We start from the raw sequence: 20073 nt of genomic DNA on the forward strand, positions 1-20073 counted from the left end.
GGATCAACCGCGGGCGGCGGTCAGGGATTCCCGGGCCGCGGCGGCCACGTTCTCGGGGGTGAAGCCGAACTCGGCGAACAGAGTCTTTGCGTCGGCGGAGGCGCCGAAGTGTTCGAGGGAGACGATGCGACCTGCGTCACCCGTGAACCGGTACCACGTCAGACCGATGCCGGCCTCGACGGCCACGCGGGCGCGCACGGACGGCGGAAGGACACTCTCGCGGTACTCGCGCGGCTGCTCCTCGAACCACTCCACGGACGGCATCGACACCACGCGCGTGCCGACCCCCTCGGCCTCCAGCCGCTCGCGCGCGGCGACCGCGAGCTGCACCTCGGAGCCGGTGGCGATCAGGATCACGTCCGGGGTCGGCGTCGAGGACTCCGCGAGGACGTAACCGCCCTTCGCCGCATCTGGGTTGGGCGCGTACGTCGGCACGCCCTGCCGGGTGAGCGCGAGGCCGTGCGGGGCCGGCCGGGTGGAGTGGCGGCGCAGGATCTCGGCCCAGGCGATCGCCGTCTCGTTGGCGTCGGCCGGGCGGACCACGTTCAGGCCCGGGATGGCGCGCAGGGCGGCCAGGTGCTCGACCGGCTGGTGGGTGGGGCCGTCCTCGCCCAGACCGATGGAGTCATGGGTCCAGACGTACGTCACCGGCAGCTGCATCAGGGCCGACATCCTGACGGCGTTGCGCATGTAGTCGGAGAAGACCAGGAAGGTGCCGCCGTAGATGCGGGTGTTGCCGTGCAGCGCGATGCCGTTCATCTCCGCGGCCATGGAGAACTCGCGGATGCCGAAGTGGACGGTACGGCCGTACGGGTCGGCCTCCGGCAGTGCGTTGCCCTTCGGCAGGAAGGACGACGTCTTGTCGATGGTGGTGTTGTTGGAGCCGGCGAGGTCGGCGGAGCCGCCCCACAGCTCGGGCAGCACCGGGCCGAGCGCCTGCAGCACCTTGCCGGAGGCGGCGCGGGTGGCGAGCGACTTGCCCTCCTCGAAGACCGGGACGGCGTCCTCCCAGCCCTCGGGCAGCCGTCCGGCCACGACCCGGTCGAACAGCTCGGCACGCTCGGGGTTGGCGCCGCGCCACTTGTCGAGCTGCTTGTCCCAGGCGGCGTGCGCCTCGGCGCCGCGGTCCAGGGCCTGCTGGGCGTGGGCGAGGACATCGGCGTCGACCTGGAAGGACTGCTCGGGGTCGAAGCCGAGGATGCGCTTGGTGGCCGCCACCTCGTCGTCGCCGAGCGCCGAGCCGTGCGCGGCCTCGGTGTTCTGCGCGTTCGGGGCGGGCCAGGCGATGATCGTGCGCATCGCGATGATCGAGGGGCGGTCGGTCTCGGCCTGGGCCGCCTTCAGCGCCGCGTACAGCGCGGGCACGTCGATGTCACCGCCGAGCGAGGGCTCGACGCGCTGCACGTGCCAGCCGTAGGCCTCGTAGCGCTTCAGGACGTCCTCGGAGAACGCGGTCGCGGTGTCGCCCTCGATGGAGATGTGGTTGTCGTCGTAGAGGAAGACCAGGTTGCCGAGCTTCTGGTGGCCGGCCATCGAGGAGGCCTCGGCGGAGACGCCCTCCTCCAGGTCGCCGTCGGAGACGATCGCCCAGACGGTGTGGTCGAAGGGGGAGGTGCCCTCGGGGGCCTCCGGGTCGAACAGGCCGCGCTCGTAGCGGGCGGCCATCGCCATGCCCACCGCGTTGGCGACGCCCTGGCCGAGGGGTCCCGTGGTGGTCTCGACGCCGGCGGTGTGCCCGTACTCGGGGTGGCCCGGGGCCTTCGAGCCGTGCGTCCGGAATGCCTTGAGGTCGTCCAGGGTGACCTCGTACCCGGCGAGGTACAGCTGGGTGTAGAGCGTCAGCGAGGTGTGGCCGGGGGACAGCACGAAACGGTCGCGGCCCGTCCACTCGGGGTCGGCGGGGTCGTGACGCATCACCTTCTGAAAGATCGTGTACGCGGCCGGGGCGAGGCTCATGGCCGTGCCCGGGTGGCCGTTGCCGACCTTCTGTACCGCGTCAGCCGCGAGAATGCGGGCGGTGTCGACCGCCCGCCGGTCGAGCTCGGTCCATTCGAAGCTGTCCGGTGTCTGCGTGCTCATCTTCAAGAAGTCCTCGATCGAAGCGGCGATCCTGCTCGGATGTCTTCAAACTTAAAAGTCTGACTTTTGAAGGGGAAGGTCGCCGTGTGTCAGCCTGTGGTGAAAGTGGGACACCGGCGGCGCGACCGAGGCGGCACGAGACGGACATGGCGGACAGAACCACGCAACACGGGGACAGTGGCCAAGCGGTGGACGGCATCCGAACGTTCCCCTTCCCGGTCGAGCTGAGCGTGGGCGGAGTGGGCATGCAGACCGGCCCGATGGAGGCCGGGCGCACCTGGCACGCAGAGGCCCCCCTGGAGCGTGTCCATCGCATCGACTTCCATGTCGTGATGCTCTTCGACGACGGCCCCGTCCGCCACATGATCGACTTCGCCGAGTACGAGGCGTCGGCCGGCGACCTGCTGTGGATCCGCCCGGGCCAGGTCCACCGCTTCTCGCGGACCGACGGGTACCGCGGAACCGTCCTGACCATGCAGCCCGGCTTTCTGCCCCGCGCCACCGTGGAGGCGACCGGCCTCTACCGCTACGACCTGCCGCCGCTGCTCCGCCCGGACGCGCCCCGGCTCGCCGCCCTGCGCGCGTCCCTGGCCCAGCTGCGGCGCGAGTACGAGGACACGGCGACCCTGCCGCTGAGCCTGCACACGGCGGTGCTGCGGCACTCCCTCACGGCGTTCCTGCTGCGGCTCGCGCACCTCGCGGCCAGCTCCGCGGAGGCGGCACGCGGCCCGTCGGACACGACGTTCACCCTCTTCAGGGACGCCGTCGAGCGGGACTTCGCCACCAACCACAGCGTCAGCGCCTACGCCGACTCCCTCGGCTACTCGCGCCGCACCCTCGTCCGCGCGGTCCGCGCGGCCACCGGTGAGACCCCCAAGAGCTTCATCGACAAACGGGTCGTCCTGGAGGCGAAACGCCTCCTGGCCCACACGGACCTGCCGATCGGCCGCGTCGGAGCGGCGGTCGGCTTCCCCGACGCGGCGAACTTCTCGAAGTTCTTCCACCAGCACACGGACCAGACGCCGGCGGCGTTCCGGGCGGAATTGCGGTGAACCGTTCTGCACCCGGCTGAGGTGGGCCGACCGCCCTTGAGCAGGAGAGATGCCCCGCGAGGCGTGGCCTCGCGGGGCATCTGTGGGGGGTGGGTCAGTGGCCGAAGTCGAACCAGTTCACGTTCACGAAGTCGGCCGGCTGGCCGCTGGTGAAGGTCAGGTAGACGTCGTGCGTGCCCGTCACCCTGCCGATGTTGGCCGGTACGGTTCTCCACGACTGCCAGCCACCGGTGTTGGCCAGCGCGAAGCTGCCGATGGGTGTGGCGGTGCGGCTGTCCAGGCGCACCTCGACCAGACCGCTGACGCCACTGGCCGCGCCGCTCGCCACGCGGGCGTTGAACTGCGTGGCCCCGGTGGAGCCGAAGTTGACGCCCTTGTACAGGGCCCAGTCGCCGTTGGCGAGGTAGCCCATGTCCTGTCCGCCGCCGGAGTCCGTGGTGGCCTCGGTGGTGACGCCGGACTGGCTGTCGTAGGACTCGGCCTGGATCGGACTGTAGGCGTCGCGGTTGCCGGACGGCGGGGGCGTGGTGCCGCTCCCGTCGGCCGACAGGACCTGGACGTAGTCCACGACCATCGGGTGTCCTGACTCGGTGGCACTGGTCGGGCCGCCGCCGAAGGCGTCCGGGAAGCCGCCGCCCATCGCCACGTTCAGGATCACGAAGAACCCGTGGTTGGTGGCGTTGGCCCAGGTGGTGGCGTCCATCTGACTGGCCGTCACCGTGTGGTAGTTGACGCCGTCGACGTAGAAGCGGATCGCCTCGGGGCTGACCGAGCGGTCCCACTCCATGGAGTAGGTGTGGAAGCCCGACTGGCAGGTGCTGTTCGGGCAGGCGATCGAATTGCCGATGCCGGTCGTCTCGTTGCAGGGGCCGCCCGGGTTGGTGCCGCAGTGCAGGGTCGCCCAGACCTTGTTCATGCCCTGGACGTTCTCCATGATGTCCAGCTCACCGACGCTGGGCCAGTTCTGGTAGTTGCCGCGGTAGGGCGCGCCCAGCGCCCAGAACGCCGGCCAGTAGCCCGCAGCGGCGTTGCCGGTGACATTGGGCATCTGGATCCGCGCCTCGACGCGCAGCTTGCCGCCGGACGGGGGCTGGAAGTCGGTGCGCTTGGTCTCGATCCGGCCGGAGGTCCAGTGGCCGGAGGAGTCGCGCACCGGCGTGATGCGCAGATTGCCGTTGCCGTCGAGCGCGACGTTGCTGGTGCTGTTGGTCATCGTCTCGACCTCGCCGGTGCCCCAGTTGGCGGCGCCGCCGGGATACGAAGTCCCGATGTCGTACTGCCAGTTGGAGGTGTTGACCCCGGTGCCCGCGGAGCCTTCGAAGTCGTCGAGGAAGACCTGGTTCCAGCCCGCGGGGGGAGTTGGGGCCGATGCGCTGGCGGACTGGGTGGTCAGGGCGGCTGCCGCGACCAGACCGAGGGTGCCGACCGCCGCGACGAGGGCCCGCCGGAGCGGGTGCCGTCTGCGATGTGTGCCGGATCTGTCACTCATGCGGGGTGCCTCCCGGGAACGGAGTGAGATGCGCGGGGACGTCATGGACTCCGAGACTTTTGAGAGCGCTCTCAGAGTGGCCCCAATGTGCTCCCGGTCACTCCGGTCGTCAAGAGTTGAAGCAGGTAAAGTCCATTCGCGGCGGGTGAGTTCATCCCATGAAGGGCATTTGTGCTACAGGGCGCTGCCCTTGCGCCACTCGTCCCACGACAGGTTCCAGCCGTTGAGCCCGTTGTCGGGATCGACGGTGCGCTCGCCGGAGTTCCTGACGATCACCACGTCGCCGAGCATCGAGCTGTCGTAGAACTTGTAGCCCGGCACGGACGGGTCGTTCGCGCCCTTGGTGTCGTGCAGGCCGATGCAGCCGTGGCTGGTGTTCTCGTGCCCGAACACCCCTGTGGACGCCCAGTAGTTGCCGTGCACGAAGGTGCCGGAGGTGGTCAGGCGCTGGGCGTGCGGCACGTCGGGGATGTCGTACTCGTCGCCGAGCCCGACCGTCGAGGACTCCATGCGGGTCTGCCTGAACCGCTCGCTGATCACCATGATCCCGGACCAGGTGGTGTGCTCGGGGTCACCGCCGGAGACCGGATAGGTGGCGTACGTCGCGCCGTCGCGCTTCACCACCATCTCCTTGGCGGCCAGGTCGACCGTGCTGATCTGCTCGCGGCCGATGTGGAAGGTGACGGTCTTGTGCTGCACGCCGTAGACGCCGTCCGCGCCCTCGACATCCTTGAGCCGCAGGTCGAGAGTGATCTTCGTGCCGGCCGCCCAGTAGGTCTCGGGGCGGAAGTCGAGCCGGGTGTCACCGAACCAGTGGCCGACCACCTCGACGGCTGGCTCGGCGGTGACGGTGATGGCCTTCTGGACCGCGGCCCGGTCCGTCACGGCGTGCGAGAAGTTGATCGACACGGGCATTCCGACGCCGGAGGTGGAGTCCGCCTCGGGCGTGAAGTAGCCGACGAAGGTCTCGCCGGGCGCCCTGGTGGTGAAGGTCGCGGTCTGCGCGGACGCGCCCTCGGGCGTCGCCGAGACCGTGTACTTCGTGCCCGAGTACGGGTTCTTCGCCGACGTCCACCGGGTCCTCGCGGCGTTGAACGTGCCCGCCAGCGTGGAGCCGTCATTGCCGGTGACCTTCACCGAGGCCAGGGTGCCGTCGGCCACGGTGACCTCGACGGGCTCGGTGAACGCGGCCTTCCTGGTGCCGTCGGCTGGGCTGACCGAGACGACCGGCTTCTTCGCCGCCGCCTTGGTGGACGCGGTGGTCCTCGCCGTCCCCTCCGACGCGTCCGCCGAGCCGCTGCACCCGGACAGGACGGCGGCGGCCGGTGCGATGCCGAGCGCCGTGAGCAGCCCGCGCCGCGACCACCTCCGCGACGGCTGCTCGGACCGGTTCGATATGTGCGCAGCGCCCACGGCAGGCCTTTCTGGATGTCCACCTTTTCCGGGTGCATCCTGCGCCGCGTAGATTTGTTGATCCTTTGAATCCAGCGGCCGTTTCCTGAGATTCCTGTGAGGAGTTGCCGTGAGAAGGCCTGAAACCACGGTTGTGGCGGCCCCGGGGTTTGTGAACAGAGTATGAACGGCCCGACCGGGGCCCTGAGTATCCGATGAGATCCCCGTCATGGCATGGCTTCCCCACCCTCCCGGTCGGAATAGTTCGGAAGCAGGAACGACCGACCATTGCACGGAGGTACTACGTGACCGAAGTCCGCGAGCCGCACACCGTGGCCGTCGTCGGAGCGGGCGCGGCGGGCACGCTGACCGCGATCCAGCTCTGCGAGACGGCGACACGCCGCCGGACACCGCTCGCCCTGGTCCTGCTCGACCCCTCTCCGGAGGCGGGCCGGGGCACCGCGTACGCCACCCGTGACCCGCGCCACCGGCTCAACGTGCCCGCGGGCGGCATGAGTTGCTACCCCGACGAACCGGACCACTTCACCCGCTGGCTGTGCCGGCACGGCGAACCGACCGTCACCGGCGCCGACTTCGCCACCCGCTACCGCTACGGCGCCTATCTCGCCGACACCCTCGCACAGGCCATCGTCCGGGCCCAGGGGACGGTCGCGGTACGACGGCTGCGGACCCGTGTGGAGAGCTGTACCGACGCCCCGGGCGGCCGGGTGCGCCTGCACCTCGCCGACGGGGGTGAGTTGACCGCCGACAGCGTGGTGCTGGCCACCGGTCCCGCGGCCCCCTCCGCCGGCTGGGCGCCGTCCGCGCTGCGCGCCTCGACGCGCTTCGTCGCCGAACCCTGGAGCACCGGCGCCCTGGACGGCCCGGGCTCCGACACCGCCGACGTGCTCCTCGTCGGCACCGGGCTGACGGCGGTGGACCTCGCCCTCACCCTCGACCGCCCCGGCCGCACGGTTCACGCACTCTCCCGCAGCGGGCTGCTGCCCCAGCCGCACGCGCTCACCCCGGCCGGTCCGATGCCGGCGCCGGACCTCGACGACACGTCCCTGAACCGGCTGCGCCGGGCCGTCTACCGCCACATCAGCCGCTCGGTGCGCACCCACGGCGACTGGCGTCCGGCCCTCGACAGCCTGCGCCCGCACACCGCACGGCTGTGGCACAGCCTGACCCCCGAGGAGCGCGCCGAGTTCGTCGCGCACGAAGGCTCCTTGTGGAACACCCACCGCCACCGGATGCCGCCCGCCACCGCCGAGTCCGTCTCCCGGGTCCGTACCGCCCGACGGCTCGCGGTGCACACCGGCGCCGTGACGGACGCGGTCGAGCGCGACGGTTCGCTCCTCGTCACCCTCTCCAACGGCCTTACGCTGCACGTCGGTTGGGTCATCGACTGCACCGGGCCCGGCCGTCGCTTCGACGACCCCCTGTGGAACTCCCTGCTCGCGTCGGGCGCCGCCGTCCCCGGCCCGCTCGGCATGGGCGTGGCCACGCGCGAGGGACGTCTGCTGGACGCGGACGGGTGTGCTGAGCGCCCGCTGTTCACGCTGGGTGCCCCGCGGCGCGGCGAGCTGTGGGAGACGACGGCGATTCCCGAAATCCGTGTCCAGGCCGCGGAGCTGGCAGGCCAGTTGCTCGCCCCGCTGTCCCGGACGACCTCCCGTCCGTCCCGTCACTCCCGTCGTCCCGTCGACGGCCACGGCCTCCCGCTGAGCACCCACGCCGACGCGGCCGCCGCCTACCGCAGCGGTCTCGACCGGGTCCTCAAGGTGCGGGCCGGCGCCGAGGACGCCTTCGCCCGCGCCGTCGCCCTCGACCCCGGGTTCGCCCTCGGCCACGCCGCCCTCGCGCTGCTCGGCCACGAGTGCGGCGCCGACGTGGATGTACCGCGCGCCCTCGCCGAGGCCCGGCGCTCCGCCCGCGAACGGTCCGACGAACGCGAGCGCTCCTTCGTCGAGGTGGTCACGCGCCGGGTGCACGGCGACCAGGGGGACACCGCTCTCGTACGGCATCTCGACGCCCACCCCGCGGACGCGCTCGCGCTGGCCGCCGCCGTGCCCACCATCGCCTTCTCCGGGGTGACGGACCTCGACGACGAGCAGGCGCTGCGGCTGGTGGAGCGGACGTCCGCCGTGCACGACGGCCACTGGTTCCACACCTCGCTGCTGGCGTTCCTGCGCCAGGAGCAGGGCCGGCTGCACGAGGCCGGCGAACTCGCCCGGCGCGCCCTGGCCGCCGAACCCGCCTCCGGGCACGCCGTGCACGCACTCGCGCACGTCCACTACGAGTCCGGGGCGCACGAGGCGGGGCGCGACTGGCTCGACGGGTGGGTGTCGGGGCAGGGCCGGGGAGCGGTCCACCGGGCGCACTTCTCCTGGCACGTCGCCCTGCACGAACTGGCCCTCGACGACCCGGCGGCGGTGCGCAGGCGGTGGTTCGCACAGCTCGCGCCGGGGCGGGTGGTGACCGGAGTGCGGGCCCTGGTCGACTCTGGCTCACTGCTGTGGCGGGCCCGGCTGAGCGACAGCTGGAGGGGTCAACTGCCGCCCGCCGAAGACATATTGGCGTCCGTCGAGCGGGACGTCCTGGAGCGTCCGGCGACCGCCTTCACCGCGCTGCACGCGGCCGTCGCCCTGACCGCCGCGGGCGACCTGCCGGCCCTGCACCGCCTGCGCGACCACGCCCTCGGCGCCGACGACGTCCAGCGCGAGGTCGTCGCCCCTCTGTGCGAGGCGTTCGCCGCCCTCGTCGAGGAACGCTTCCACGACGCCGCCCGCGGCCTAGACGCCCTCCTCCCGGTCCTGCGCCGCGTCGGCGGGAGCGCGGCCCAACGCGAGGTCGTCGAGGAGACGTTGCTGTACGCCCTGGTCTCGGCGGGCCGGTGCGACGCGGCCCGGCGGCTCCTGGACGGGCGCCTGGAACGCAAGCACGCTCCTCGGGATCGGAGGTTGCGGGCGGGGTTGCCTGTCTGAGGCGGGGACTGCACCGGTGTGCCTGTGCCGGGAACCTCCGGCACAGGCACACCGGTGTCCGCAGGCGTCAGACGCTCGTCGTCGCGCGCGCCGGGGGTGCCGCCTCCTCGCTCAGCCCGATCCGGCGATGCACCCGCCGCAGCGGCTTCGGCGCCCACCACGCCCGGCTGCCCAGCAGGGTCATCGTGGCCGGGACCAGCAGCATCCGGACGACGGTCGCGTCGATGAGGACCGCGAGGGTGAGGCCGAGGCCGATCTGGAGGATGGGGGAGAAGCCGCCCGTCATGAAGGCGCCGAAGACGACGGCGAGGAGCAGGGCGGCGCAGGTGACCACCCGTCCCGAGCGGCGCAGACCGGTCACCACGGCCTCCTGGTCGTCGCCCGTCGCGCGCCGTGCCTCCCGCATCCGGGCCAGGATGAACAGCTCGTAGTCCATGGCCAGGCCGAAGGCGATCGCGACGATCAGCGGGGGTGCCGTCAGGCTGAGCGCGCCCAGGCCCTCCGCGCCCAGCGCACCGGCCAGATGGCCGTCCTGGAAGACCCACACCACCACGCCGAGGGCGGCGCCCAGGCTGAGCAGGGTGGTCAGGATCGTGCGCAGCGGGATCAGCACCGAGCCGGTGAAGGCGAACAGCAGGACGAAGATTCCGGCCAGCACGGTCACCGCCGCCCACGGCGCGCGCTCGGAGAGCATGGCGCGGAAGTCGACCAGGCGGGCGGCCGGCCCGGTCACCTGCACGGGTGCGTCGCCGCGCACCTCGCGCACCTCCTTGGCCAGGTCGGTGGCCTCCTTGCCGTCGACCCGTCCGGACGGCTGCAGCTCCACGACCGTTGCGCCGCCCGGCAGTTCACGCGCGTGCGCGGTCGGGGAGAGGGCGCGGATCCGGTCGGCCGTCGCCGCGTCGGTGCCCGGTTCGAGCACGACGGTGACCGGCGAGACCCCGGTACCGGGCGGGAAGTGCGCGTCGACGGTGTCGTACAACTGCCGTGCCTCGGTGCTCGTCGGGAGCTGTGTGGCGTCCCCGATCTCGATCTTCATGCCGGTGACCGGCAGGGCGAGGACCAGCAGGGCCGGTACGACGGTGGCGAGCACGGCGAGGCGGCGGCGGGCCGCGAAGCGGGCGACGCGGGCGAAGAAGCGGCCCTCCTCGCCCTCCGGGCGGGCCTTCGCCGGAGCGATCTTCCCGCCGAACTTCGTGAGCAGCGCGGGCAGAAGCGTCACCGCGGCGAGCATGTCGACCACCACGACCGCCGCCACCGCAAGTCCCATGCTGCGCAGGAACACACTGGGGAACACCAGCAGCCCGGTCAGACTGACGGCCACCGTGAGCCCGGAGAACAGCACGGTGCGGCCGGCCGCGGCGACCGTGCGGTGCACCGCCTCCACGACGTCCTCGGTGTGCCGGCGTTCCTCGCGGAAGCGGACCAGCATCAACAGGGCGTAGTCCACGGCCAGTCCGAGACCGAGCATGGTCGTCACCTGGATCGCGTACACCGAGATGTCGGTGACCTGGCTGAAGCCGAACAGGGCGAGGAAGGCGCCCGCGATCCCGCTCACCGCAATCACCAGCGGCAGCGCCGCGGCGCGCAGCCCGCCGAACACGACGAGCAGCAGGGCCAGTACGACGGGCAGCGAGATCAACTCGGCGTTCTTCACGTCCTCCTGGGCCCGCTCACCGAGCTGCGTGCCCAGCAACGGCCCACCGCTGACATGGACTTCGGGCGCGTCGATCTGCCTGATGCGGTCGGCCGCCGCGTCCACGGCATGCTCCTCGGCGTCGTCGTCGAGACCGCCCTGCAGGGTGACGGGAAGGATCAGCGCCCGCCCGTCCTCGGCGGTCAGACCGCGCGTCGTGTACGGGTCCGGCACCGCGGCGACCCCCGCGATGTCACGTACGTCGGCGACGGCCCGCTCGACCTGCTCGCGCAGCGCGGGACTCGAGACCGAGACGCCCTCGACGACACCGGTGATCGACTCACCGGTCGGGTCGGTACGGTCCAGATACTGGGCGGCCCGTTCCGACTCGGTGCCGGGCACCTCGGGCACGTTGTCGGAGAGCCGTCCGAAGACGCCCGTTCCCAGCCCGAAGCCGAGCAGCAGGAAGAGCACCCACAGAAGGATGACGGTGAGCGGGCGGCGGGTCGCCGCCCGGGCAAGGCTGGAGAGCACGGTCCCTCCCGAAAAGGGCGGTGAGTCGTCACAGGTCGGTCGACCTCGCCCCAGGCTCGTGCCGCGAGGGGTGTGGCCGGATCGCCGGAGGGAGCGGTTTCCGGGCCTCCGTCGTACGGGGGAGAGGGGGGCGCGGCTCACTCGTACGGGGGAGGGCGGGGGAGCGCGGAGGGATACGGGGGAGTACGGGCGAGAGGGCTCCGGGAATCGCCGGGGCCGGCCGGAGGTTGACCGCCTCACGGCCCGCGATCGTCGAGGAGCGTCCGATGCCCGAGGAACCCGCAGTGCGTGAACTCCGCCTCGTCGTCACGGCGCCCGACTACGACGAGGCGCTCCGCTTCTACCGCGACGTCCTCGGCCTGCCCGAGCGTGCCGCGTACTCCTCTCCCGACGGCCGGGTCACCATCCTGGAGGCGGGCCGGGCCACCCTGGAGCTGACGGACCTGAACCACGCGGCGTTCATCGACGACGTGGAGGTGGGCCAGCGCGTGGCCGGGCATGTCCGGGTGGCCTTCGAGGTCGGTGACGCCACCGCCGTCACGGCACGCCTCGCCGCGGCCGGGGCGCAGGTGCTCGCCGAGCCGACCCGCACCCCGTGGAACTCCCTCAACTCCCGTCTGGAGGCGCCGGGAGCCCTGCAGCTCACGCTCTTCGAGGAACTGGGCGACGCCGATGCCTAGGAGCCTCCCGGCGTCACCAAGCCCGTCTCGTACGCGCAGATCACGGCCTGCACCCGGTCCCTGAGACCGAGCTTGCTCAGCACGTTGCTGACATGGGTCTTGACGGTGTGCTCGCTCACGAAGAGCGTCGAGGCGATCTCGGCGTTGGACAGGCCGCGGGCCAGCATGCGCAGGGTCTCCACCTCGCGCGCGGTCAGCGCGTCCAGCCGCTGCGGGGTCACCTCGGCGGTGGCCTCCTCCCGGCGGCGCCGCACGATGTCCGCGACCAGCCGCCGGGTCACCGTGGGCGCGAGCAGCGAGTCGCCGGCCGCGACGACGCGTACGGCGTGCACGAGGTCGTCGCGGCGCACGTCCTTGAGCAGAAAGCCGCTGGCGCCCGCGTACAGCGTCTCGTACACGTACTCGTCCAGGTCGAAGGTGGTCAGCATGACGACCTTGCAGCCGGACTGCGCACACACCAGCCGGGCCGCCTCCAGCCCGTCCATCACCGGCATCCGGATGTCGAGCAGCAGCACGTCCGGCGCGTGCCGCTGCACCGCCGCGACCGCCTCCGCGCCGTCACCGGCCTCGGCGACCACCTCGATGTCCTGCTGCGCCTCCAGGATCATGGTGAAGCCGCTGCGGACCAGTTCCTGGTCGTCGGCGACGACCACCCGGATGCTCACTCCAGCGCCGCCTGGAGGTCCGCGGCGGCCGGCAGGCGTACGGCGACCCGGAAGCCGCCGTCCGGGCCGCGTCCGGTCTCGGCGCTGCCGCCGCACGCCGCGGCACGCTCCCGGATGCCGATCAGCCCGTGTCCACGGCCCGGGGCCGCCGGGCCCCGTCCGTCGTCCGTCACGGTCAGCGTCAAGTGGTCCTCCCCCCAGTCGAGTTCGACGGTCGCGCAGGAAGCGTACGCGTGCTTCACGGTGTTGGTCAGGGCCTCCTGGACCACTCGGTAGGCGGCGACCTCGGCGTCCGGCGCCATGGCGTGCGGCTCGCCCCTCGTGTGCAACTCGGTCCGCAGCCCGGTCGATTCGGCGACCCGGCGGACCAGCGCGGGCAGGGCCGCCACCCCCGGCTGCGGTGAAGTGCCGCCTTTCTGCTCGGCCTTGAGGACACCGAGGATGCGCCGCAGCTGCCCCATGGCGTCGCGGCCGGCCGCCGCGATCGCGTCGAAGGAGGCCTCCGCGCGTTCGGGGTCCGTGCGGAGCACCACGGGTCCGGCCTCCGCCTGGACTACCATGAGGCTCACCGCGTGGGCGAGGACGTCGTGCATGTCGCGGGCGATCCGGGAGCGTTCCTGGGCGATGGCGCGCGCGGTGTCCGCGGCCCGTTCCCGCTCCAGGCGCCGGGCCCGGTCCTCCAGTTCCGCGGTGTAGGCGCGCTGTACCCGGGCGACCGATCCGAGCGCGTACGCGCAGGCCATGCAGAGCAGATGGAAGGCGTACTCGAACGGCCTGGCGTCCTCCTTGTGGTGCATCGTGACGGCGACGCCGATCGTCCAGCCCACCAGCATCACGCGCCGCTGCCAGGGCAGGCCGCGGGCGGCCATCGTGTACAGGACGACCAGCCCGCCGTACATCACGTCGGGCGGGGGCGCGTGGTAGACGGCCATCGCGGGCGTGGCCGCCGAGACGGCGCACGCGGTCGCGAACGGCGCCCGCCTCCGCCACACCAGCGGGACCGCCGTGGCGGCACCCAGCAGCCACCCCTGCCACGACAGCGGATCGTCCCCCTCGTCGGGGAAGAGCCACTGCAACGAGACCGCGAACAGCACCAGCGCGGCCAGAGCGGCGTCGACGGCATACGGATTGGCAGTACGCAGCCGGGCGGCGGCCTGCGCGAAAACGGTGTGCGGGGACATGGGCGGCTCCTCGGGGCAAGGGCCGTTCCAGTATCACGACGCCGACGGGGGCGGGCCTCGCCGAGAAGAGGGATATCCGACGCCGATCGGCGGGTCACAGCGGACGGTTCCGGTCCGCGCTGAGCGGGGCTACGGCTCCCTCGGCGGGTGTCGGGGCGCCTACGAGGCCCGGCCCCGCGGTGCTGCCGGCGTCACGTTCGTGCGGCTGCGGCTGAGCGGGGCTCACGGATCCTTCGGTGGGCGCCAGCCTGTGGCGCGGGAGATGCCGAGGGCTGCCAGTCGTACCGCGGGCACCAGGACCGGTACCTGGGCGTCGGACTGGGGCACCACCACCGATACCGCGGCCAGCACCGCCCCGTCCGGGCCGCGGACCGGGGCCGCCACCGACAGGGCGTCGTCGGTGATCTGACGGGTGCTCACCGCGACCCCGGTGCGGCGCACCTCGGCCAGCATCCGGCGCAGGCGTGCCGGGTCGGTGACCGTGTACGGCGTGAAGGAGGCGAGCGGACCGGCGCAGTACCGCTGCTGGAACTCCGGGTCGCCGTGCGCCAGCAGCACCAGGCCGACCCCGGTGGCGTGCAGCGGCCAGCGCGCCCCGACGCGGATGTGCACGCCGACCGCGGAACGGCCGGAGATCCACTCGATGTAGACGACCTCACCGCCGTCCTGCACGGCCAGCTGCACGTTCTCGTGCGTCGCCTCGTACAGGTCCTCCAGATACGGCAGGGCCAGCTGCCGCAGCGCCAGCCCGCGCGGGGCCAGCGCCGCTAGCTCCCACAGCCTGAGCCCGACGTGGTAGACCCCCGACTCGTCCCGCTCCAGGGCGCCCCACTCGGTGAGCGCGGCCACCAGCCGGTGAGCGGTGGTCAGGGTCAGCCCGGCCCGCCGGCTGATGTCCGTCAGGGACAGCGCCGGATGCTCGTGGTCGAACGCGGCGAGCACGGACAGCAGCCGGTCGGGGGCGGAGCGGGCGGTCATGGGCGGGCGCCTTCCGGGTGCGTGTCAACTCCCGTTGCGGTGCGTGTCCTTGACGGTTTCCCTCGCCGCATCAGGCCAGCCCGTCCTCCGCGATCCGCAGCAGCAGCGCGTGCAGCGCCTCGCGCTCGGCCGGATCCAGCGGGCCGAGCAGCTCGTTCGTCACACGCAGTCCCGCCTCGTCGGTGTCGCGCAGGAAGGCGCGGCCCTCGCCGGTCAGGGCGACGATACGGCTGCGGCGGTCGTCGGGGGAGGGGCGGCGCTCGGCGAAGCCCAGCTTCTCCAGGTCGTCGACCAGGCCGACGATCGCACTCGGGTCGTAGCCAAGCCGGGTGCTCAGCTCGCGCTGCAGCGCGCCCTCGGTCGTGGCCAGGAAGCGCAGGACGGCGTAGTGGCGCAGACGCAGCCCGGACTCCTGCAGGAACGTGTTGAACAGCTGCCCCGAGCGCAGGCCCAGGCGGTACAGGAGGTAGCCCGTGTCCGCGTGGAGCCCGCGCATCCACGGCTCGTCCGCGTCGATGGGCTGCGGGGTGGCGTGCTGGCGTGTGATGGCGGGCTCCCTGGGTTCGGTGCGTGCTGGAGATTCCAGCATGTCGCACCCATGGGTCGCCAACAACTATTGACGTCAACAATTATTGCTCTTAGCTTCGATCTCGACAGCGCAGCTCGCTTCTCGACGCCGCAGCACCCGTACCAGCTCGTGGAGGGACCCACCCGTGCCCAGCATCGATCTCACCGGCAAGGCCGCCGTCGTCACCGGCAGCGGCCGGGGCCTCGGCCTCGCCTACGCCCACGCCCTGGCCGCCCATGGCGCGTCCGTGGTCGTCAACGACGTCGACGAGGCGGTGGCAGGAGCGGCCGTGAAGTCCCTCACCGAGGCGGGCGGCAGGGCCGTCGCCGAGGTCGTCCCGGTCGGCACGGCCGAGGCCGCGGAGCGCCTGGTGAACCGCGCGGTGGAGGAGTTCGGACGCCTTGACATCCTGGTCACCAACGCCGGCATCCTGCGCGACAAGGTCCTGTGGAAGATGACCGACGAGGACTTCGACGCGGTGATCACCACCCACCTCAGGGGCACGTTCACCTGCGCCCGCGCCGCCGCCGTCCGGATGCGCGAGCAGGGCGGGGGCGGCACGCTGATCCTGGTCGGCTCCCCGGCCGGGCAGCGCGGCAACTTCGGACAGACGAACTACGCCGCCGCCAAGGCCGGCATCGCCGCCATGGCCCGCACCTGGTCGATGGAGCTGGGCCGGGCGAACATCACCGTCAACGCGATCGTGCCGGTCGCCGCGACCGCGATGACCGAGACCATCCCCGCCTTCGCCCCGTACATCGAGGCCATGCGCGGCGGCGAGCCGCTGCCGGACTTCCTGCGCAAGGGCGAGGGCTTCGGCACGCCCGAGGACTGCGCGGCCCTCGTCCCCTTCCTCGCCTCCGACGCGGCCCGCGGCATCACCGGCCAGGCCATCGGCATCGGCGGCGACAAGGTGGCACTCTGGTCGCACCCGCAGGAGATCAGGGCGGCGTACGCCGACGGCGGCTGGACCCCGGACAGCCTGGCCGACGCCTTCCCCACCTCGGTCGGCGCGGAACTGCAGACCGTCGGCATCCCCGCCCCGAAGGCCCCGGAGGCGTCGTGAACATCGAGGAACTCACCGCGATCGACGTCCACACCCACGCGGAGGTCTCCTCCAAGGGCCACTCCTCCCTGGACGACGACCTGCACGACGCCTCCTCCGCCTACTTCAAGGTCGAGGGCAAGCGGAAGCCGACCCTGGAGGAGACGGCCGCCTACTACCGCGAGCGGAACATGGCCGCCGTGATCTTCACGGTCGACGCCGAGTCCGCGACCGGCACCGCGCCCGTCCCGAACGAGGAGGTCGCCGAGGCCGCCGCCGCCAACCCCGACGTCCTCATCCCCTTCGCCTCCGTCGACCCCTTCCGCGGCAAGGCGGGCGTCAAGCAGGCCCGCCGGCTGGTCGAGGAGTACGGGGTGAAGGGATTCAAGTTCCACCCCAGCATCCAGGGCTTCTTCCCCGACGACCGCTCGGTGGCGTACGGCCTCTACGAGGTGATCGAGGAGACCGGCACCATCGCCCTGTTCCACACCGGCCAGACCGGGATCGGTGCCGGGGTCCCGGGCGGGGGCGGCATCCGCCTGAAGTACTCCAACCCGCTCCACGTCGACGACGTGGCCGCCGACTTCCCGCATCTGAAGATCATCCTGGCGCACCCGTCCTTCCCCTGGCAGGACGAGGCCCTCGCCGTCGCCACGCACAAGCCGGGCGTGCACATCGACCTGTCCGGCTGGTCGCCGAAGTACTTCCCGCCGCAGCTCGTGCAGTACGCCAACACGCTGCTCAAGGACAAGGTCCTCTTCGGCTCCGACTTCCCCGTCCTCACCCCCGACCGCTGGCTCGCCGACTTCGCGAAGCTCGGCATCAAGGACGAGGTCAGGCCGAAGATCCTCAAGGAGAACGCCGCCCGTCTGCTCGGGCTGACCACGCCGTAAGGGGCCGTAGATGCGCAATGAGGGACTGGGGTCGTGGCCCGCACGCCGGGCCCGCAAGACTCCGCACCGCACCGCCCTGATCCACGGCGACACCTCGCTCACCTATGCGCAGCTGTACGACCGCGCCACCCGCCTCGCCCACGCCCTGCGCGAGCGCGGGGTGCGGCGCGGCGACCGCATCGCCCACCTCGGCCCCAACCATCCCTCCTATCTGGAGACCCTGTTCGCGGCGGGCACGCTCGGCGCGGTCTTCGTCCCGCTCAACACCCGTCTCGCGGGACCGGAGATCGCCTTCCAGCTCGCCGACTCAGGGGCCAGGGCCCTGGTCCACGGCGTCTCCCACGCGGAGCTCGTCGCCGGGCTGCCGGGCGACACCGACGTCCGTTCGTACGTCCAAGTGGGCGCCGAATACGAGGAGTTGGTGGCCGGAGCCGACAGCGAGCCGATCGACGAACCGGTCACCCCCGACGACACCTGCATCATCATGTACACCTCGGGGACCACCGGCCGTCCCAAGGGCGCGATGCTCACCCACGCCAATCTCACCTGGAACGCCGTCAACGTCCTCGTCGACACCGACCTGATCGCCGACGAACGCGCCCTGGTCTCCGCGCCGTTGTTCCACACCGCGGGCCTGAACATGCTGACGCTGCCGGTGCTGCTGAAGGGCGGAACCTGCGTCCTGGTGGAGTCCTTCGACCCGGCCGCCACCCTCGACCTGATCGAACAGCACCGGATCACCTTCATGTTCGGGGTGCCGACGATGTTCGAGCAGGTGGCCCGGCATCCGCGCTGGCCGGACGCGGACCTGTCGTCGCTGCGCATCCTCACCTGCGGCGGCTCACCCGTGCCGACGCCCCTGATCGCCGCCTACCAGGAGCGCGGCCTGACCTTCCTCCAGGGCTACGGCATGACGGAGGCCTCGCCCGGCACGCTGTTCCTGGACGCGGAACACGCGGTCACCAAGGCGGGTTCGGCGGGCGTGCCGCACTTCTTCAGCGACGTCCGTGTCGTACGGCCGGACTTCACACCCGTCGACACCGGTGAGACCGGCGAGGTCGTCGTCCGGGGACCGCACGTCATGCCCGGCTACTGGGGACTGCCCGAGGAGACGGCCGCCGTCCTCGTCGACGGCTGGTTCCGCAGCGGGGACGCGGCCCGGGTCGACGAGGACGGATACGTCCACATCGTCGACCGCATCAAGGACATGATCATCTCCGGTGGCGAGAACATCTACCCCGCCGAGATCGAGGACCTGCTGCTCGCCCACCCCGACATCGTCGAGTGCGCGGTCATCGGCGTGCCCGACGACAAGTGGGGCGAAGTGCCGCGCGCGGTCGTGGTGCCCCGCGAGGGTGTTCCGCTCGACCCCGACGAGGTACTGGCCTCCCTCTCCGGCCGCCTCGCCAAGTACAAGATCCCGAAGTCGCTGGTGCTCGCGGACGCACTCCCGCGCACCGCCTCCGGGAAGCTCCTCAAGTCCCGTGTGCGCCAGCACTACGGCAACCGACCGCCCCTCAAGGAACAAGGAACAGGCCCCTCATGAGCGTCACCGTCAACGGCATCGACGAACTGAAGAAGCTCGCCGGCAGCGAACTCGGCACCAGCGCATGGATCGACGTCACCCAGGAGCGCATCAACACCTTCGCCGACGCCACCGGCGACCACCAGTGGATCCACGTGGACCCCGAGCGCGCCGCCGACGGCCCCTTCGGCGCGCCGATCGCCCACGGCTGTCTGACCCTCTCCCTCTTCATCCCGCTCTTCACCGAACTCCTCGACGTCCAGGGCGTCACCACGAAGGTCAACTACGGCCTGAACAAGGTCCGTTTCCCCGCCCCGGTGAAGGCCGGCTCCCGGATCCGCCTCGTCGGCAGGCTCGCCGAGGTCGAGGACGTGCCCGGCGGTGTCCAGATCACCGTCGACGGAACGATCGAGATCGAGGGCGGCACCAAACCGGCCGCGGTCCTGCAGAGCCTGTCCCGCTTCTACGCCTGACGGTAGGAGTAGACGGTCGTCGCCAGCGCGCACACCCCCGGCGGGATGACCTCCGCCCGCAGGGTGCCGCTGTTCACGTCGTAGTCGACGCCCTCCGCCTCGAAGGTGCCGCCCGTGCAGATGCTGCGCTGCGGCAGGCCGAACAGGCTGGTCACCGCGCCGGTGACGGGCTGCCCGTCGAGCTTGTGCGGCAGGTCGACCTGGAGGAGCGGGCGGCTGACGGGGAAGAGCGTGCCGCTCGCGTCGTCCGAGGCGCACACCAGGCGTGTGTCGGTCACGAAGTCGCAGCCCTGGATGTTACGCACCGGCTTGTCCAGGGTGATCTGCCACGCCTCCTCGAGGTCACCGCCCTTGGACGGCGTGGACGGGTTGAGCAGCGGAGCGGGGAAGACCTGGAGCCGGTTCTGGTCGCCCCACTCGCCCGACACCATCCACTGCCCGTCGGGCGAGACGGTGGCGAAGGAGTTGTTGACCTTCTCGCCCGGGTTGAGCCGGTGGACGTACTCGTAACGCTGCCCGGCCGGTGTGGTGACCGCGTACATCTTCGACGTGGCCGTGTCGGCGCCCTGATAGGCGTCGAAGGTGTAGCCGCGCGCGACGTCCGGGTCGCCGACGTGGTTCCAGCCCTTGATTCTCAAATCCAGCGGAATGTCCGCGAGGCCGCGGTACAGCAACGAGCCGTCCGCGCGGCTCGCCAGGCCCTGCCCGCCGCCCAGACTGTCCGTGTACGACGTACCGGTCTGCACCCAGTGCGGTTCACCGGACGCGAGGGCGCTCGGCGCACCGAGGGCGAGAGCACCGGCCAGAGCGGACAGCAGAACGAGATGACGCTTCATCAGGCACCTGCCACGTCTATGGAGATGGGGTTGGCATCGAACCACGTATCGGCCTGCGGG

At 71.6% G+C, this 20073-nt stretch carries 16 protein-coding genes; 7 read left to right on the plus strand and 9 right to left on the minus strand.

Going from position 1 to position 20073, the window contains the following annotated elements:
- Nucleotides 1–3: 3 nt before the first annotated feature.
- The gene (tkt, locus tag MQN93_RS03445; protein ID WP_242708217.1) at nt 4–2079 is read right to left on the minus strand and encodes a transketolase; all 2076 of its coding nucleotides are present in this window, start codon (nt 2077–2079) and stop codon (nt 4–6) included.
- Between the two features lie 146 nt (nt 2080–2225).
- Between tkt and MQN93_RS03450 the strand changes: the two genes are divergently transcribed.
- A complete protein-coding gene (locus MQN93_RS03450; protein WP_242708218.1) occupies nt 2226–3131 on the plus strand; it encodes a helix-turn-helix domain-containing protein in 906 nt (301 codons plus the stop codon).
- Between the two features lie 94 nt (nt 3132–3225).
- Here MQN93_RS03450 and MQN93_RS03455 read toward each other — a convergent pair whose 3' ends face one another.
- Together MQN93_RS03455 and MQN93_RS03460 are read right to left on the minus strand one after the other, a co-directional pair.
- Nucleotides 3226–4620: a glycoside hydrolase family 16 protein gene (locus tag MQN93_RS03455; RefSeq protein WP_242708219.1), complete on the minus strand. Its 1395-nt coding sequence runs from the start codon at nt 4618–4620 to the stop codon at nt 3226–3228.
- 174 nt (nt 4621–4794) lie between these two features.
- Nucleotides 4795–6033 carry a L,D-transpeptidase gene (locus MQN93_RS03460; protein ID WP_242708220.1) on the minus strand — a complete coding sequence of 413 codons (1239 nt, stop codon included), beginning with the start codon at nt 6031–6033 and terminating at the stop codon, nt 4795–4797.
- Between the two features lie 284 nt (nt 6034–6317).
- Here MQN93_RS03460 and MQN93_RS03465 point away from each other — a divergent pair, with 284 nt between their 5' ends.
- A complete protein-coding gene (locus MQN93_RS03465) occupies nt 6318–8999 on the plus strand; it encodes an FAD/NAD(P)-binding protein (RefSeq protein ID WP_242708221.1) in 2682 nt (893 codons plus the stop codon).
- 67 nt (nt 9000–9066) lie between these two features.
- On the opposite strand, the gene MQN93_RS03470 is transcribed toward MQN93_RS03465, so the two are convergent.
- Entirely contained in the window at nt 9067–11169 is a 2103-nt protein-coding gene (locus tag MQN93_RS03470; protein ID WP_242708222.1) for an MMPL family transporter, read from the minus strand.
- 266 nt (nt 11170–11435) lie between these two features.
- On the opposite strand from MQN93_RS03470, the gene MQN93_RS03475 reads away from it, so the two are divergent.
- On the plus strand, nt 11436–11849 hold the full coding sequence (locus MQN93_RS03475; protein WP_242708223.1) for a VOC family protein: 414 nt from the start codon (nt 11436–11438) through the stop codon (nt 11847–11849).
- Here MQN93_RS03475 and MQN93_RS03480 read toward each other — a convergent pair.
- The 4 genes from MQN93_RS03480 to MQN93_RS03495 all read right to left on the minus strand — a co-directional run bounded on the left by MQN93_RS03480 (nt 11846) and on the right by MQN93_RS03495 (nt 15169).
- The gene (locus tag MQN93_RS03480) at nt 11846–12514 is read right to left on the minus strand and encodes a response regulator (protein ID WP_242708224.1); all 669 of its coding nucleotides are present in this window, start codon (nt 12512–12514) and stop codon (nt 11846–11848) included. The two genes, MQN93_RS03475 and MQN93_RS03480, sit on opposite strands and share 4 nt — an antisense overlap.
- Nucleotides 12511–13695, minus strand: a complete 1185-nt coding sequence (locus MQN93_RS03485) for a sensor histidine kinase (RefSeq protein ID WP_242708225.1) — start codon at nt 13693–13695, stop codon at nt 12511–12513. Before MQN93_RS03485 ends, MQN93_RS03480 begins: the two co-directional genes overlap by 4 nt.
- A 222-nt stretch (nt 13696–13917) precedes the next feature.
- Complete coding sequence (locus MQN93_RS03490) at nt 13918–14673, minus strand: IclR family transcriptional regulator (RefSeq protein WP_242708226.1); 756 nt, start codon at nt 14671–14673, stop codon at nt 13918–13920.
- A 70-nt stretch (nt 14674–14743) separates the two neighbouring features.
- A complete protein-coding gene (locus tag MQN93_RS03495) occupies nt 14744–15169 on the minus strand; it encodes a MarR family winged helix-turn-helix transcriptional regulator (protein ID WP_037780902.1) in 426 nt (141 codons plus the stop codon).
- Nucleotides 15170–15386: 217 nt separating this feature from the next.
- Between MQN93_RS03495 and MQN93_RS03500 the strand changes: the two genes are divergently transcribed.
- The 4 genes from MQN93_RS03500 to MQN93_RS03515 are packed head-to-tail and all read left to right on the plus strand — an operon-like array spanning nt 15387 to nt 19177.
- Nucleotides 15387–16307, plus strand: coding sequence for an SDR family NAD(P)-dependent oxidoreductase (locus MQN93_RS03500; protein WP_308404240.1), 921 nt, complete (start codon nt 15387–15389; stop codon nt 16305–16307).
- Nucleotides 16304–17179 (plus strand): amidohydrolase family protein, encoded by an 876-nt coding sequence (locus tag MQN93_RS03505; RefSeq protein WP_242708227.1) that lies wholly within the window; start codon nt 16304–16306, stop codon nt 17177–17179. Before MQN93_RS03500 ends, MQN93_RS03505 begins: the two co-directional genes overlap by 4 nt.
- A gap of 10 nt (nt 17180–17189) precedes the next feature.
- Nucleotides 17190–18725 carry an acyl-CoA synthetase gene (locus tag MQN93_RS03510; RefSeq protein WP_242708228.1) on the plus strand — a complete coding sequence of 512 codons (1536 nt, stop codon included), beginning with the start codon at nt 17190–17192 and terminating at the stop codon, nt 18723–18725.
- Complete coding sequence (locus tag MQN93_RS03515; protein WP_242708229.1) at nt 18722–19177, plus strand: MaoC family dehydratase; 456 nt, start codon at nt 18722–18724, stop codon at nt 19175–19177. Before MQN93_RS03510 ends, MQN93_RS03515 begins: the two co-directional genes overlap by 4 nt.
- Here the strand turns inward: MQN93_RS03515 and MQN93_RS03520 are convergent.
- Nucleotides 19168–20013, minus strand: a complete 846-nt coding sequence (locus MQN93_RS03520; RefSeq protein WP_242708230.1) for a hypothetical protein — start codon at nt 20011–20013, stop codon at nt 19168–19170. The genes MQN93_RS03515 and MQN93_RS03520 overlap by 10 nt on opposite strands.
- Nucleotides 20014–20073 lie beyond the last annotated feature (60 nt).

Origin of the sequence: Streptomyces spinosisporus (assembly GCF_022698145.1) — a bacterium.
Classification (GTDB): domain Bacteria; phylum Actinomycetota; class Actinomycetes; order Streptomycetales; family Streptomycetaceae; genus Streptomyces; species Streptomyces spinosisporus.